Origin of the sequence: [Clostridium] symbiosum ATCC 14940 (assembly GCF_000466485.1) — a bacterium.
GTDB lineage: Bacteria > Bacillota > Clostridia > Lachnospirales > Lachnospiraceae > Otoolea > Otoolea symbiosa.
Map to the genome: position 1 here is coordinate 6450 of NZ_KE993013.1, position 15981 is coordinate 22430.

Annotated in this window: 17 protein-coding genes; 1 reads left to right on the top strand and 16 read right to left on the bottom strand. The window is 50.6% G+C overall.

Annotation, left to right across the window (positions count from 1 at the left end; translation table 11 throughout):
• Positions 1 to 123 precede the first annotated feature (123 nt).
• From CLOSYM_RS18840 to CLOSYM_RS18855, 4 genes are all read right to left on the bottom strand, one after another.
• Positions 124 to 975, bottom strand: a complete 852-nt coding sequence (locus CLOSYM_RS18840) for a tyrosine-type recombinase/integrase (RefSeq protein WP_003508967.1) — start codon at positions 973 to 975, stop codon at positions 124 to 126.
• Positions 976 to 1191: 216 nt separating this feature from the next.
• Positions 1192 to 1449 carry a helix-turn-helix domain-containing protein gene (locus CLOSYM_RS18845; protein ID WP_003499307.1) on the bottom strand — a complete coding sequence of 86 codons (258 nt, stop codon included), beginning with the start codon at positions 1447 to 1449 and terminating at the stop codon, positions 1192 to 1194.
• A 132-nt stretch (positions 1450 to 1581) separates the two neighbouring features.
• Positions 1582 to 3726 carry a ferrous iron transport protein B gene (feoB, locus tag CLOSYM_RS18850; protein WP_003508966.1) on the bottom strand — a complete coding sequence of 715 codons (2145 nt, stop codon included), beginning with the start codon at positions 3724 to 3726 and terminating at the stop codon, positions 1582 to 1584.
• Positions 3717 to 3977, bottom strand: coding sequence for a FeoA family protein (locus CLOSYM_RS18855; protein WP_003499312.1), 261 nt, complete (start codon positions 3975 to 3977; stop codon positions 3717 to 3719). The genes feoB and CLOSYM_RS18855 overlap by 10 nt, the downstream gene beginning before the upstream one ends.
• A gap of 72 nt (positions 3978 to 4049) precedes the next feature.
• Between CLOSYM_RS18855 and CLOSYM_RS18860 the strand changes: the two genes are divergently transcribed.
• Complete coding sequence (locus CLOSYM_RS18860; RefSeq protein ID WP_021643385.1) at positions 4050 to 4520, top strand: metal-dependent transcriptional regulator; 471 nt, start codon at positions 4050 to 4052, stop codon at positions 4518 to 4520.
• Positions 4521 to 4644: 124 nt separating this feature from the next.
• Here CLOSYM_RS18860 and CLOSYM_RS18865 read toward each other — a convergent pair whose 3' ends face one another.
• The 12 genes from CLOSYM_RS18865 to CLOSYM_RS18915 form a co-directional block, all read right to left on the bottom strand.
• Positions 4645 to 6564, bottom strand: coding sequence for a thioredoxin domain-containing protein (locus CLOSYM_RS18865; RefSeq protein ID WP_021643386.1), 1920 nt, complete (start codon positions 6562 to 6564; stop codon positions 4645 to 4647).
• A 37-nt stretch (positions 6565 to 6601) separates the two neighbouring features.
• On the bottom strand, positions 6602 to 6766 hold the full coding sequence (locus tag CLOSYM_RS24145; protein ID WP_003499319.1) for a DUF255 domain-containing protein: 165 nt from the start codon (positions 6764 to 6766) through the stop codon (positions 6602 to 6604).
• Between the two features lie 74 nt (positions 6767 to 6840).
• Positions 6841 to 7569 (bottom strand): ABC transporter permease, encoded by a 729-nt coding sequence (locus tag CLOSYM_RS18870; RefSeq protein ID WP_003499321.1) that lies wholly within the window; start codon positions 7567 to 7569, stop codon positions 6841 to 6843.
• Complete coding sequence (locus CLOSYM_RS18875) at positions 7560 to 8405, bottom strand: ABC transporter ATP-binding protein (RefSeq protein WP_003499323.1); 846 nt, start codon at positions 8403 to 8405, stop codon at positions 7560 to 7562. The genes CLOSYM_RS18870 and CLOSYM_RS18875 overlap by 10 nt, the downstream gene beginning before the upstream one ends.
• Entirely contained in the window at positions 8402 to 9118 is a 717-nt protein-coding gene (gene cobI / locus CLOSYM_RS18880; protein ID WP_044902895.1) for a precorrin-2 C(20)-methyltransferase, read from the bottom strand. Before cobI ends, CLOSYM_RS18875 begins: the two co-directional genes overlap by 4 nt.
• 194 nt (positions 9119 to 9312) lie before the next feature.
• Complete coding sequence (locus tag CLOSYM_RS18885; protein WP_021643388.1) at positions 9313 to 10164, bottom strand: TIGR03943 family putative permease subunit; 852 nt, start codon at positions 10162 to 10164, stop codon at positions 9313 to 9315.
• Positions 10161 to 11726, bottom strand: coding sequence for a permease (locus CLOSYM_RS18890; RefSeq protein ID WP_021643389.1), 1566 nt, complete (start codon positions 11724 to 11726; stop codon positions 10161 to 10163). Before CLOSYM_RS18890 ends, CLOSYM_RS18885 begins: the two co-directional genes overlap by 4 nt.
• 1 nt (position 11727) lies before the next feature.
• Positions 11728 to 12705, bottom strand: coding sequence for a CobW family GTP-binding protein (locus CLOSYM_RS18895; protein WP_021643390.1), 978 nt, complete (start codon positions 12703 to 12705; stop codon positions 11728 to 11730).
• Between the two features lie 114 nt (positions 12706 to 12819).
• Entirely contained in the window at positions 12820 to 13629 is an 810-nt protein-coding gene (locus CLOSYM_RS18900) for a metal ABC transporter permease (RefSeq protein WP_003508960.1), read from the bottom strand.
• Positions 13616 to 14329, bottom strand: coding sequence for a metal ABC transporter ATP-binding protein (locus CLOSYM_RS18905; RefSeq protein WP_021643391.1), 714 nt, complete (start codon positions 14327 to 14329; stop codon positions 13616 to 13618). The genes CLOSYM_RS18900 and CLOSYM_RS18905 overlap by 14 nt, the downstream gene beginning before the upstream one ends.
• Positions 14330 to 14465: 136 nt before the next feature.
• The gene (locus CLOSYM_RS18910) at positions 14466 to 15470 is read right to left on the bottom strand and encodes a metal ABC transporter substrate-binding protein (protein WP_021643392.1); all 1005 of its coding nucleotides are present in this window, start codon (positions 15468 to 15470) and stop codon (positions 14466 to 14468) included.
• Between the two features lie 160 nt (positions 15471 to 15630).
• The gene (locus CLOSYM_RS18915) at positions 15631 to 15942 is read right to left on the bottom strand and encodes a hypothetical protein (RefSeq protein WP_003499346.1); all 312 of its coding nucleotides are present in this window, start codon (positions 15940 to 15942) and stop codon (positions 15631 to 15633) included.
• Between the last annotated feature and the right edge of the window lie 39 nt (positions 15943 to 15981).

The following is a 15981-nucleotide window of genomic DNA, read 5'->3' on the forward strand; positions in this document are numbered from 1 at the left end:
ACCACATAATCATTATTATGTGGTCAAAACAAATCGCGGCTCTGTTAAATCATCTGATATTATTTAGATAAGGTGCATATTGTCCTGTATTATTCGGACAGCTGCTCTTTATTTTTTTGCTTTCTATGGGTTCAGGAGTCCCAGAACAGCAATCTGGGCCTGATATTGTGCCGCCGTGGCCGTAGTATAAATCCTCGTCGTATTTACATTGCTGTGGCCCAGGATATCCGCAAGCTTCACGATGTCCTGAAACCGTTCATAATAGACTGAGGCAAACAGATGGCGCAGATTATGCGGAAACACTTTATCTGCCGCCACACCCGCTGCTTTCGCCAGCTCTTTCATCGCACTCCAGATATTGGAGCGGTCCAGCGGACGTCCCGTACGGCTTACAAAGATGCTCCCTCCCGTTACTCTCTGGCGCCTGCAGTACTGCTTCAGGATGAGACACAGCTTTGGCGGCAGCACGACCGTGCGCATCTTTCCTTTGTTATTTACCACCGTCCTGCCCCTGTGTACGGCTTCCACCGTCAGAAACTTAAGTTCACTTACTCGAAGTCCCACTGAGCAGATACTCTGCATGACAAGGTACAAACGTTCATTCTTCTCTTTCGCTGCATGCAGCAGTCTCTTATACTCCTCCTTAGTCAGCTTCCTTTCTTCTGAAACCATCGTCTGGGCCTGTATCCGCAGCGGTCTGATTCTGCAATCCCCCCACTCACTGTATGAAAAAAAGCTGTTAAGAGCCGCAACCATGGAATTGATGCTGGACGATGCATAGCCTCTTTCAAGCAGGCTTTGCTTATATGCAATCGTGACAGGTTTATCTACTCTTTTCCCCTCCGGAAGCCATTCAAAAAATGCATTGATATCCCTGATGTATTTCTCAATTGTGGCTTCACTGCGCTCCTGCTCCATCAGATTCCATTTAAACTGCTCTACTTTGTTCATGGTAAGTTTGTAAGTCCTGCTCATGCCGTATTCCTCCTGGATGTTAAGTCTTCTATAGGTCGGTATTTCCATAAATAACATTAAATACCATAAACCCGGTTTTGTGAATTTTTTTCACTACACCGTAAGTCTTTCCCAAAAGGAACAGGTAAATACAGTGACGATAACCTGCACGCTCCGCGCACAGGTCACCGTCATCAAAAAAAAAGCAACAAGGCGGCAGGGAATCACCCGTCCGCCTTATTGCTCTATATTAAATCCTTCATATAAACTTTTAATATCAACCTTCAAAGCCTTGCTGATTGCCAGCACCTCATAATCCGTAAGGAAACGTTCCCCGATTTCAATTCTGCTGATAGAGCGCTGCTCCAGCTGTACATTATACCGTGACTGCAGCCGGGCGGCGAGCTGAGCCTGAGTCAGCTTCTGATACTCCCTGATCCGTCTGATATTCTCTCCACAGATATTCGACTTTCCGTTAAACTGATATATTTTCATTACATCTCACCCTTACTGCCAGATACCCTAATGATGACTAATTGACATTAACACATTATTTTCTTAGAATTACTCTAATGATGGGTATCTATACAGGGCCCGGAGATTTCCCAATTACTCCCTGAAACCGCCTTATCCAAAGAGTCTGGCAATAAATGTAAACAGGATACAGATGATCATTCCGGTCACGGTCGGAAGCGCCGCCGCCAGAGCCGTCCATTTTAAACTTCCCGTCTCTTTCTTAATGGTCAGAAGTGTTGTGGAGCAGGGCCAGTGCATCAGAGAAAAGAGCATTGTGCTGATGGCTGTAATCCAGGTCCAGCCGTTGCTTACAAAAAGCTCTCTCATCTGCGAAAGGCTATCCAGCTCCAGGATGCTTCCCTGTGCCGTATATGCCATAATGATGATGGGAATCACAATCTCATTGGCCGGAAATCCCAGAATAAATGCAGTCAGAATTACGCCGTCCAGCCCCATCAGGTTTGCCAGCGGATCCAGGAAAGAGGAAAAATGGGTTAATATACTCACACCGCCTATGTCGATATTGGCCATCAGCCAGATGACAAGCCCGGCAGGCGCCGCTACGACAACCGCTCTCCCCAGAACGAACAGGGTCCTGTCGAAGATGGAGCGCACAAGCACCTTTCCAATCTGCGGTTTCCGGTATGGCGGAAGTTCCAGCGTAAAGGAAGACGGCATCCCCTTCAGCAGTGTTTTGGATAACAGCCTGGTCATGACAAAGGTCATCGCAATCCCGAACACGATAACGGCTGTCAGCAGAACCGCAGACAGGACGGAAGAAAGAGCTCCCCCGGCGGTGCCGACAAAGAACATGGTTAATATTGCAATCAGCGTCGGGAACCTCCCGTTGCACGGCACAAAATTGTTAGTCAGGATTGCCAGCAGACGTTCCCTGGGCGAGTCGATGATCCGGCAGCCAATGACACCGGCTGCGTTGCAGCCAAAGCCCATGCACATACAGAGCGCCTGTTTTCCGCAGGCACAGCAGCGCTTAAAGGATTTATCCAGATTATAGGCAACACGGGGCAGATATCCGGCATCCTCAAGCAGGGTAAAAAGCGGAAAGAAGATTGCCATAGGCGGGAGCATAACCGATACGACCCATGCCAGGACACGGTAAACTCCCAGGATCAGTATTCCGTGGAGCCAGTCGGGCGCATTCAGATAGACGAACAGTTCCGTCAGTCTGTCCTGAACCCAGAACAGGCCGTCTGCCAGAAGCTGTGATGGGTAATTGGCGCCTGTTATGGTCAGCCAGAAAACCATTGCCAGCAAAAGAATCATCACCGGATATCCGGTCAGCCTGCTTGTGAGAATTTTATCAAGTTTCCTGTCTGAAGCCGCATATTCGTGGTTTTCAAAGGCCACTGCCTCTGCGCAGACTTCCTCCGCACTTTTAACAAGGGCAGATACAATCATATCCTTGAACCGGTCGCCGTCAATCTCCTGCTCCAGCAGTTTTTCCTTCGCCGCAGCCAGTTCGTTTACGAGTTCTTCATCTTTCAGAAACGCTTCCCCGAGGTAGGCGTCAATCTCCCTGATGAGGGATTCATCAGCATCCAGCAGTTTGAGGCTCAGCCACCGGCTGTTTAACTTTCCTTCTGCTTTCTCCCGCACAACCGGTTCGAGCCGGGCCACAGCCTCCTCTACCGCCTCCGGATATACAACAGTGAGCGGAGATGTCTTTATTTCCCCCGACACTACGCCGTCCAGAGCATTCATCATCTCATCCAGCGTTTTCTTTTTGCGCGCCGTAGCCCCCACCACCGGTACGCCCAGCCGTTTTGATATCAAAGGTAAATCAAGCCGGATGTTTTTCCGTTTTGCCTCATCCATCAGATTGACACAGACTACAACTCTGGACGAAATCTCTATCGTCTGCAGAACGAGGTTGAGATTGCGCTCCAGGCAGGTGGCGTCACAGACTACGACTACCGCATCCGGTCCGCCGAAGCAGATAAAGTTTCTCGCGACTTCTTCCTCGGTGGAATGAGCCATCAGAGAATACGTACCCGGAATATCCACCATGACATAGGACTGTTTCCCGGTAGAGCAGTAACCCTGCGCATTGGCTACGGTTTTGCCGGGCCAGTTGCCCGTATGCTGGTTCATGCCGGTCAGAGCGTTAAATACCGTGCTTTTCCCCACGTTCGGATTCCCCGCCAGGGCAACCACTTTGTCTTCCTGAGTCTGCTTTTTAATGACAAGGCCCGAATCTACCGCTTTAATTCCGACCGAATGCGCTGTCAGCCCCATTGCGCCACCTCCATCTCCGGCTCTTGAATCAGAATATCCGCACAATCCTCGGAACGGATCGCTATCACCGCTCCCCTGATGAGAAATGCCGTCGGATCGCCTCCCGGACTTCTGCCGATGCACTCCACCTGTGTATCTTCTACCAACCCGATATCCAGCAGCCTGCGCCGCATACTTCCCGTGCTTTTCAATGTGCTGATGCTTGCGCGCTGTCCGGGTCTCATGTCATTCAGGCAACTTTGTTCACTCATAATACTGACCCCTCTCGAATAAATTTTAGGATAAGGAAACTTTTACTAACATGTTATTCTGAAGACTGCAATATGGTGACAAAAGTGACCGGTTCGTTTTTCGGAAAGATGGGGGAGCATATGAATCAGAGCGACGGGTTCTATACAATGAAAGGCTACAGGCTGCAGTCAGACAGCAAAATGACAAGCGCTATGGAAGATTATCTTGAAATGATTACCCGCCTGTCAGGGCAGGGCGGTTCTGTCAGGGTCAGTGAGCTTTCCAGGATGCTCCATGTTAAAGCTTCTTCCGCGACCAAAATGGTCCAGCAGCTTGTTCAGGAGGGTTTTGTCCTGGCGGAGCGGTACGGAAATATCGCTCTGACGGAAAGAGGGAGGGCGATGGGAAATTACCTGCTTTACCGCCACGACGTAATTCACCGCTTTCTCTGTCTTCTGAACCATTCGGAGGATGAGCTGGAACAGGCGGAAAAGATTGAACATTTCTTAACCTGCGAGACTGTAAAAAATCTGGATCTGCTGAGCCAGAAAATTCAGCGCTGAAGGACGCTGTGCGCACAGGTTATCGTATTATAGGACGAACTTTCCTGTTAAATGAAAAATATCCCTCAAACATTATATAGTCTGAGGGATTCCTTCACTGACGGGATTTCTTATTTATAAACTTTTATGACTCCTTCAATTTTTCGTAAAGCTTAGAAAGCTCCGGTACCGGAGGCATACAGCTTTTGCCGCTGCAAAGATAGAACAGGTTCCCCGCCTCGGGCACAGGGTAATCCCTCGTATAAGGCGCCAGTTTTTTTAGGGCGTCCCGGTTCTCCTCTGTTTTCACGATGACGGCCAGCCCCGGCACTGTCTGAGCCAGGTATGCAAGCTGATTTGTCAACTTAATGCGTTCATCCCCGCAACAGCCGGATGAGAGTGTGCAGACCAGCTCTCTTGACGGATACAGGACGTCCAGCATCGTCAGAAGCGCATAGCTGTGTCCATAGGGATATCCCTCCATCGCTCCCGCCAGGTATTTAAGCTGTCCTTCCAGCGCCTCCTGCCATTTCGCCTTACCGGTGAGCTGGGCAAGATGCTGCAGCACACGGGCCGCCGCAGAGTTTCCCGACGGCATCGCCCCGTCGTATGTCTCCTTTGTTCTCACGATCAGCCGCTCTGCGTCTTTTGCATTGAGGAAGAAGCCGCCACGCTCCCGATCCAGAAACTGCTCAACCATCTTGTCCGCCCAGCCGGCTGCCCTGTCCAGATAATCGGTCCGGAACGTCACACGGTAAAGCTCCAGAAGAGCCAGGCTATAGCAGGCGTAGTCATCCAGCTTTCCCTCCCCGGCGGCTTCCCCGTCCCGGTAACGGACCAGCAGGCGTCCATTCCTTACAAGCGCCGTACGGATAAATTCTTCCGCACGGACTGCCATATCCACATATTTCTTCTCCCCGAGCACCGCTCCGGCCTTTGCGCAGGCGCTTATCATCCATCCGTTCCAGGAAACCAGTATCTTATCATCCTTATGGAGCCTCGTCCTTTTGCGGCGGTAAGCATACAGCTTCTCATATACCTCATCCGCTTCTCTGCGGCTTTTGCTCCTGCCGTCCTCTTCCTCAGCTTCGTGCCGCTCCTCACAAATGCTTTCATACGCTTCGTTGCCAAGGAGATTTGGAATGCTTTTTCCCTCAAAATTTCCCGGCCCGGTAATCCCATAGTTCCGGCAGAACGCTTTTCCCTGCTTTGTTCCAAGAATTTCGTTTATTTCCTCCGGGGTGAAGACGTAATACTTTCCCTCCACTCCGTCGCTGTCCGCATCCTGGCCGCAGTAGAATCCTCCCTGTGGGTCCGTAAGCTCGGCTTCTATATATTTGAGAACCATTTCTGCCGCACACCCGTATAATTTACGCCCTGTCAGACCGTATGCTTTTACATAAGCCATCACAAGAAGGGCATTGTCGTACAGCATCTTTTCAAAATGCGGCACCAGCCATCTCTCATCCGTGGAATATCGTGAAAATCCGCCGCCAATGTGGTCGAAGATTCCGCCCCGGTACATCTGAGTGAGCGTTGTATCCGCCATGGAAAGCGCCTCCGGCCTGTCTTCTCTGATACCGTACTCCATCAGAAACATCAGATTGTGGGGCGCAGGAAACTTCGGCGCGCCTCCGAACCCACCGTTTTGTTTATCGAAGCTGCCGGCAAACTGGCGGTATGCCTGACTTACAATTTCCGGCCCCGGCTCGGACGATACCGTAAGCTGCTCCTGTTCTTTGAGAAATGCCTCAATCTGGTCCGCGCTGTCCAGAAGTTTCTCCCTCTTTTCTTTCCACTGCTTCGCCGCAGCAGCCAGCAGCCCGTCAAGCCCTATCCGGCCATAGCGCGCCCTGGGCGGAAAATACGTCCCCGAGAAAAACGGCCTGCCGTCAGGTGTCATAATAATGGTCAGCGGCCATCCTCCCTGCCCGTTCATGGCCTGGCAGACCGACATATACACAGAATCAATATCCGGTCTCTCCTCCCGGTCTACCTTGACACAGATATACTCCCGGTTCAAAAGCTGTGCTATTTCCCTGTTTTCAAATGACTCCCGTTCCATCACATGGCACCAGTGACATGTACATCACAGCAGACGGTCAGCTATACCCAATAGATAGGAAGACAGGCTTATTTTCAGTCCTTGCCTTCTCAAATGCCTCCTCCCCCCACGGATACCACTGCACCGGATTGTAAGCGTGCTGCAGCAGATAGGGTGATTTCTCATTGATTAACCTATTGGGTATTTTATTCTGATTGTCCACGTGACCACCTCCTTCCTGTTATCTTCCTATCTTCTCCCTGCCAGCGGCAAAATATACGCTGTTGCGGACGGAATTCAGGCCAGGTAGCATTCCCGCACCGAGCAGGCCCACAGGACAATCACGAACAGAACCGATACCGCCATGGAAGCCCAGTTGACGCCTCCGCCAAAGGCCAGCTGCCGGATCAGCCGTGTGGTATGCGTCAGCGGCATCACATTCACAAGCCACTTAAGCGCCTCCGGAATCCCATCCAGGGAAAAAAATGTCCCACACAGAAACGACATGGGAGTAATGACAATATTGGTGAAATTATTCATGTCGTAATGAGACTCGATAATCATTGCCGCAAAAAATCCGAGGGCGGAAAAAATCAGGGCATTGAGCGTTACGGCCAGCAGCAGCCATCCGTTTAACGAAAGCCCCGCCCCTGATACGAATCCCAGAATAAGAATGAAGATCCCAGAATACAATCCGCGCAGGGCGCCTGCCAGAATATGGCCCGTCGCCAGTAAATACATCTTCGTGGGAGAGTAAAAATAAGATTCAAAGCTTTTTTCATGGAGGCGCATGACACTGATCCGCGTGGATACGGAAGTATAACTGTTGCGCATCGTTGTCATGGATAAAAGGCCCGGAATCAGGTAATGCAGGTACGGCTGTCCCCCTGAATCTATCATTCTGCCCAGCCCAATCCCGAAAGTCACAAAATAGAGCAGAGGCGAAACCATCTGTGAGAATGTAATACGCCAGAATCTCCGTTTTAAAAACAGCCATTCTCTCCACAGAATCGTCGTTATTTCCATCCTCCCACCTCCTTGCTCGTATAATGGAAAAAGACGTCTTCCAGGGTGGCCGGAAGTACGCTGAAGGGATAGTCCAGTTCCTCCGAACGCTTCTTAGCTGCGCAAATATCACTGAAAAATTCTGTTTCCAGCTTATCCCCCCTATCATACTCCACCTTGAAGGAACCTATCTCGTCAATCAGACCCTGCGGTGTGTCTTCCTTAAATATCATGCCGTTGTCTATCAGCATTACACGATCGCAGAGGTGCTGTGCTTCCTCGATGTAATGCGTGGTGAGCAGGATTGTCTTGCCCTCTTTATGCCTGGCCCTAAGAAATTCCCATATATCCCGCCGGGCGTTTGGGTCAATTCCCACGGTAGGCTCATCGAGAAAGAGATACTGAGGATTGTGGATCATTGCCTTTGCAATCATCAATTTGCGCTTCATACCGCCGGACAGGTTCTGGGCCGGCCTCGTCCGGACAGACTCCAGCCCAAGATATGCCAGCAGGCGGTCGGTGGAAGCGGTGATATCGGCCTTTCTCATCCGGTAAAGCCGTCCTGTAAACTCCATGTTTTCTTCCACCGTGAGTTCTTTGTCGAGATTTATGTGCTGGCTGGCCACACCCACCGACTGTTTAACCGCGACGGCGTTCCGGTCCATCGGACGTCCGTCAAATTCCACGGTTCCGCTGTCCGGAACCAGAAGGCCGGTCATCATACGCATCAACGTCGTTTTTCCGGCGCCGTTCGGCCCCAGCAGTCCCAGAAATGTTCCATCCGGCACCTGCATGGAGATGTCTTTAACCGCCTCTACATTTTCAAATCGTTTCGACAGGCTGCAGCATTGGATCATGGCGTCATTTTCACCTGCCTCTTGATAATCACCGTTGATAAATACGGGATATCGTATTGTTCCAGTTCCGTTATATCCGTCACGAGGCGTTCCTCTCCCGTACCTGATTTCGTAACCAGCACGAAATGCTCCTCCAGATGATTCTCCCGGATTGCCTGCAGCAGGGCCTTTTTATTCGAGGAAGGCTTCATCAGCACAATATTATCGTGGCTTCTCAGAATTTCCCCCAAATCCTCGCTGCTGTTCTTGCGGACCGGCGCGATAACCAGATCCTCATCCCAGGCAACCAGCGGCATCATCATCGTATCCGCCACTGCGCAGAAAGAGGTAACGCCCGGCACTACCTCCACTGCAACTCCTGTCTTCTGAATATAAGGCAGCGTGTACATGAAGGTGCTGTAGACTGCCGGATCGCCCAGCGTGATAAATACGCCTGTCCGTTCTCCCTGTAAATGCTCCGCAATGCAGCGTGCATTTCTTTCCCACATCTTCCGAAGCTCTTCCCCATGATAGTGCATCGGATAGACCAGATTGACAATTTCCGCTTTTGAATGCTTCAGATGTTCTTTAATGATGTCAAAGGCAAAACTGCCTGCGCCTTTCGCTTTTTCCGGACAGAAAATCACATCCGCCTCATTAAGAAGGCGGTGAGCCTTTAAAGTCAGCAGTTCCGGATCCCCCGGCCCAACGCCGATTCCATACATTTTACCCATTATATATCCCTCTTTTTCTATTGTTATGTCAGAGCATGCCTGAAAATAGCTTTCTGATTTCCAAACAGGCTCTAACATTATAACATAGAAATATGGATTTGACGATTTTGTGTACGGCGTTTTTTGCCGTTTCTGTGCATTGCGTGTAACAGTTCATGCTGTCTGAACTGTTACCATTGCGCAGCGTGTCACCTTTAAAAGGATGGATAAATATACTCTTCTTCCGGCTTTTCGGCCGCCTCTATGCTCTGCGCCTTTAGCATAAGAGAAGCGCCGTCAGCGGTAAGTCCAACCGTCCCTTTCACAACGACCCAGTCATCCTCCTTAAAATCCATACTCCGGCCGCAGTCAACCAGACAGCCGACAGGCGACAAATCAGCCGCACAGCACCACATGGACAGCCGGACGAGGGCAAAATCCGCCTCCTTTTCGATCTCCGCATCCTTATAAATAAAGCCTTTCAGTATAACGGTATATCCTTTATATGTTTCATAGGAAGTGCCAAGCTCATACATCCACGCGTAGTAATCTTCATCTGCCACCGTGATGGTCCGGTTCTCAGCATCCAGTCCGCTCAGGCCCTGTCCCTGACTTTTTTCTTCCTCCTGCCGGTCTGCGGCGGTCTCCGTGTCTTCTTCCGTCTCCGTAATTGTAATGTCCGACAGTGGTGCCGGAGTTTTTTTCTCCCCGCTAACGCGTCCGCCGTTTCCGGCTGCCATGAACGGACCGGCATTATCATAGCTTTTAGCCATGCTGCTTTCGCCGGGAGCCGGCAGATGTACGGAGAGCATCAGCGCCGGCAGGATTAAAACAAAAGAGCGGGCCAGCTTCGCCTTATACTGCGGCGCCAGTAAGTATCTCCCTTCCGCCGCGGCCCAAATCACCATCAGAACCGACAGACCGTAAAGATACGGCTTCATCCGCGGCGTCACGTAGTTCAAATACTCGCCCGAATATGTCAGATGAAATATCAGATAACCAAACAGGAGTAAACATATACATTCCGTCCCCGCCTGCAGGTTAATCCCCCTGCCCTCCAGCCTCATAACAGTATCCCCCCGTTTCCCGATGCCATGAACAGCAGCAGTCCGGTAAAACAGACCAGGAATGCCGTTACGGCCAGCCTAATGACAAAGCCGGATTTGAATCCCGAGAGCAGCATGGCCGCATTTTTAATGTCCATCATAGGACCGAATACGAGAAAGCCAAGCACTGCCCCGACAGGGAGGCTGGCAGCCATGCTCCTGGCCACAACTGCATCGGAAGAGGAGCAGAGCGACAGTACAAAAGCCGTCCCCATCATCAGCAGAAGGGCCTTCCACGGCTCGGTCCCGCTACCGGACGCCACTGCCCGGGGAAGCAGATCCTGAAACAGAACCGATACCAAAATACCGGTGACGAGGAATTTTCCAACCGAAAAAAACTCATTTTTCGCATGCCGGAACACCAGCAATATCCGAGCTGCAGGGTTTGTTACCTTTTCCGGCAGCCTGTAATCCCCGCACCCTGCCTGAACCGGCATGGCGGTTTCAATCCGGCAGTCTTTCGGCGGCTTAATCAGCCAGGTCAGTCCGCATACCAGCGCGCATAAAATCCCCAGCCCGCACCGGGCCGCAATCATCCGGTAATTACCGTTAAACGCGTACCAGGTGGACAGAATGACCACAGGATTAATCACCGGGGAAACCAGCATAAAGGTCACTGCTGCGGGCAGAGGCACTCCCTTTTTTACCAGACTCTTAAAGATGGGAATGGACGCACAGTCACAGACCGGCAGGCAAAAGCCGGCCAGAATGGCAAATAACTGCCCTGACAGTACTTTTTTGGGAAATTTTTGCTGTATCCAGTCCGGCGGCAGATAAACCTGTATCAGCGATGAGAGCAGAGTCCCAACAGCCAGAAACGGAACCGCCTGTAAAAATATTCCCAGAAATACACTGATATACCGCTCCACGGGAACCCCCAAGTCACGGAGCAGGGAAACCGCTACCATATATAGCATCGCGATTGCCGGCACAATCAGGAGCCAGTGTCTTGGCTGTACCTTGAAATGAAACATACCGCTAAGAAACCGCTCCCATTTCCTCCCGGAAAAAATACGGATATCCGGGTTAATGTTTAAAAGAATTCGGGCATCCTTAGTGAAATTGCAGTGACCTCTTGTCCTTATAAAAGCGCAGTCACTTCCGGCAATCTGTGAAAACGCGGCGGCGCCCGCATCGGGAATCTTATATTGTAATCCCGCCTCGTCCGCTACATAGACCACCTTTTCCACGCTTACCGCCGCTTTGGCAGAAAACTGGAGCAGCATTTCCTCCAGCCTGTGAAAGTGTTCCATCCCGTTCCACTCAATCAGAATCAGTTCCGGTCTGTGTTTCCTGACATATTTTAAAATCCGCCCGGTTATACCAAAAGGATTTTCCTCCAGACAGCTTTTGGAAAATATCATCTTATGAAGCTTAACGCCTTTTTGAAGCTTCTCTTCCCCGGTTTCGAACTGAATAACGAGAACATCCAGCCCGTTTAACTCCTCCTTCACCAGTCTGTTAATTAATGTGGTCTTCCCCGAATCCAGCAATCCGGTTATGACCCACGCAGGCGTCCTCATCTCACAGCTCCCCGTTGAATAATGCCCGGATCTGCTGCCCGTCAAGCCCCGTCCCAATAAAGCAGAGCTGGTTCCCCTCCATATTGACAGGCTCTATCAAAAAGCTCCCGGGCGTAAAATGGAACACCAGATTTCCGGAAGAACTCTTTACGATTCCTTTCCCCCGAAGAATTTCCCCGTCTGCCTGCTTCACAACATGCAGCACCTTCCTTTGCAGCATTTCTTCTGAGAGAGGCTCCCCGCAATCTATCGTCACAGACGAAAATACCTCCCCGGCAAAAGGCAGGCTGAAAAAACCTTTTGTACGGCCGTCTCTTCTTCTCAATCCCCGTTTCATACGCACGGGCTTCATGGACAGCGCTTCCTCCATCTCAAGCTTCAGCAGAGCGCTGCCCCTCGATCCATCCAGAAAAACGGCGGAGGGAATGGAATCCCAGAAATCCGCCTCAATCCTGGCCTCCTGATTAATTTCCCGGATTGTTTTTTCGGCATAACAGATTTCCCGGCTGCCTTCCTCCTGATGGCTTAGGAGAATTAAGTCAGCGCAGACAATCTGATCCTTATAAAACGCTCCGTAATTTTTCAGGTACTTGTCAAAAAAACGGATGTCCACAACTGTAATCGTCCGCCGCAGATAGAATTCCCCCGTGTTCTCCAGCTTCATGCAAAGCCTGGCGATGCCGGACAGTTTTCCCACGCCGGACGGTTCCACCAGAATGATCTCCGGTGCATAGTCCTTCCTGATTCGTTCCAATGCCTTTTCAAAATCGCCGGTCAGGGTACAGCAGATACAGCCTGCGTTCAGGCTGGTGACCGTCAGATTACATTCCCGGAGGATCCCGGTGTCAATTCCGGCCTCCCCAAAATCATTTTCAATGACAACAATCTTCTTATCTCTGAATACAGACCGGACCATTGTCTTGATTAAAGTTGTCTTACCCGCTCCCAAAAAGCCGGATATCAGATAAATATTCGTCATATGCCCTCCATTCTTGCCGGCCCTGCGGCATTCCCTCCAGCCGATTGGCGCCGGCCTGCGCCAGGCAATCTATTCACCATTAATTACGCACTGATGTACCTGTCACCTTTTATATCATTTCAAAAATATCCTTAATAATTTTTTGACTGTAAATACCAGTATCAGGAAGGCAACGCCGGACAGAACGATGGCCCCTCCCGGTTTTAAACCCAGGTAGTAGGCGGCAAACAGCCCCGTTGTCATGAAAATCATATCCAGGCCCACCGCCCACAGAATAGTCTGGCGGTAATTCCTTCCAAACTGCATGGCACAGGCCACCGGCACCACCATCATAGAGGATACAATCAGCGCTCCCACGGTTCTGGCCGATACGGAAACCGTCACTGCGATCAAAAGAGTGAACAGGAAATTTACCAGCCTCACCGGCACCCCGGCCAGCCTGGCACTCTGTTCATCCAGGGAGATATAAAATAATTCTTTATACATCAGCAGAAATAAAAGCAAAACCGCCGCGCTGACTCCCACCACCAGGTACATCTCGGTATCGCTGATTGCGACGATGCTGCCAAATAAAAAGCTGTTAAAGTTTGCCGCATTTTTTACAAAACCCGACAGGACGCCGGCCAGACCCACTCCGGCCGACATGACTATGGCAATCGACATCTCGGAATACCGCGGCAGCTTTCTGCGGATAATCTCGATTCCAAGGGAAGCAGTTATACAGGCCAGTGCGGCTGCGGCTACAGGATTCATTCCCAGAATCAGCCCTGCGGCAACCCCGGCAAGTGAAGTGTGGGATAAAGCGTCCCCGATCATGGACAGGCGTTTACATACGATTACCATTCCGATGCACGGAATCACGGCAGCCAGTAAAAGCCCTACCAGAAAAGCCCGCTGCATAAATCCATAATTAAATATCTCCATCCCTGTTCTCCTCCTGCCGTTCCCTTGTTTTCACAAGTTTCATGGTTCCTTCCTCCAAAAGCCAGATATCGTCTGCAAATGGTTCCAGCCGTTTCCTGTCATGGGTGACCATCAGTATCGTAACGTTGTCTTTCTGATTAATATGTTTCAGCAGCCTGTAAAAGTGTTCCGTACTTTTTTCATCCATACCGGATGACGGCTCATCCAGAATTAAAAGCCGCGGCCGATTAACTAAAGCTCTCGCAAGGAGGATGCGCTGCTGCTGGCCTCCTGACAGACGGCCAATCAGCCGCTTTGCAAAGTCTTCCATCCCCACCTGGATCAGAGCCTGCCGTACCTGCTCTTTTTCCTTCTTCCCGGCAAAGCGGAACCGTCCAATCCGGGCATACAGGTTTGCCTGTACCACTTCCTCCACAGAGGCCGGGAAGTTCTGATAGGATGCCATGCCGCTTTGCGGTACGCAGCTCAGCTCCTGCCAGCTTTTAAACTGCCGGATATCGCGCCCGAAGAGAAGGATTTTCCCTTCTCCCCCTCCGATGGGCAGTTCCCCCAACAGAAGTTTTAAGAAAGTGCTTTTCCCCGCTCCGTTCTCTCCCAGAAGGACCGCAAACCCGCCCTCTGGAACAGCTAAATCAATCTTTTTTAAAATCCGGCTGCTTCCGTAGGAAAAGTCCAGTTCCCTGACTGCAATGGCATCCATATCCCATACTCCTTATCTGTTTTTATTTCGTAACCGTTCATGCTGTCCAAACTGTTACTTTATTGATGGCGGTGACCTGTACGAGGAACGTGCAGGTTATCGTTGATGGCGGTGACCCGTACGCCGAGCGTGCAGGTTATCGTGTCAGCGCCGCTTCCAGCTGCTTTAAATTCTCCTTCATGACGGAAAAATAGTCGGCTCCGCTTTTCTGTTCCTCATCGCTTAAGCCCTCCAGCGGGTTTAATACCTGTGTGACGGCACCGGTTTCCTTTGCTATGGTCTCGGCAACCTTCGGGCTTACCAGTTCCTCAAAGAAAATAACCTTAACACCGTTAGCCCTCACAAAATCAATTACCTCCGCCATTCTGGCCGGGTCAGGCTCCGAATCAGGAGACAGTCCTTCTATTCCCACCTGGTTCAGTCCATAGGCATCACAGAGATAGCCGAATGCCTCATGGGCAACCACGATATCCTTATGCGGCAGAGCTGACAGGGTTTCTCTGTATTTTCGGTCCAATTCGTCAAATCCGGCCGCATACGTTTCGTAATTTGCTTCATAATAAGCCCGGTTGGCCGGATCCGCTTCGATGAAACCATCCCTGATATTCTCCATTTCTTTTTTCGCATTCATCGGATTCAGCCATACATGGGGATCGTAACCGCCGTGATCATGCCCCTGTTCCTCTTGAGCATGTTCATCTGTGTGTTCTTTCCGGAGAGCCAGATTGCCGGACGCTTCCACTGTTACCAGCTCTTTGTTGTCCAGACTCTTAAGCACATCCTCCACCCAGTGTTCCATTCCGGCGCCGCTGTACAGGAACAAATCGGCTTCCTCCAGTTTTTTTAAATCAGTGGCTGCCGGTTCCCAGTCATGCGGCTCGGTCCCGGACGGAACCATATTCGTCACCTGTGCCCTGTCACCGCCGATTTTTACCGCAAAATCATAGATAGGATAAAAACTGGCCATTACCTTCAATGTTTTTTTGTCTCCGTCCAGAGCTTCCGTTTGGGCTGCGGGACTGCTCAACGTATCTGAGACTTCAGCCCGGCCCGTCGCAAATGAGCAGCCGGAAAGCACGGCAATAAATGCAATCGCCGTCACGACCAGTGCTCTCTGCTTACTTATTCTGTTTTTCTTCATGAAATAAATCCTCCGGTTTGTGTTTTTGTAAGATTACTGCCTGCCGGCAGTCAAAAAAGGAAAAAAGGGTACGCAAAAACAAGGCAGACCTGCCCGGCAGATATTCTCTGTCAGGCCCTGCGCAAAAGCGGTTCAGGGTCTGCCCTTTTATGAGGACATTTTAATTATCTAAGCGGATTTTTAAGCTGACTAAAGAAACCGGGCAAAGATGAAGACCGGTCTGACAGAATGATATGAATTTGAATGTAACATGAAAGGCAAGGACAGCAACGGCTCCCGTACCAACTGCCTCCGACAGCAGGCGTATTGCGGATACACATGCCTCTATCTCGGCGCAGACGGGACAGTCCTCACCCGTACAGATATGTTCTGCGTGCGTGATAATAAAAAGGCCGGAGAGAAACAGGACGGCTGTTACAAGAAACGCCGCAAGCCATGCATTAATTCGTTTATTCCCAGCAAAATTTTTCATGTTCTCTCCTCCTCCTAATATATAAGTGTAGGGTTTCAG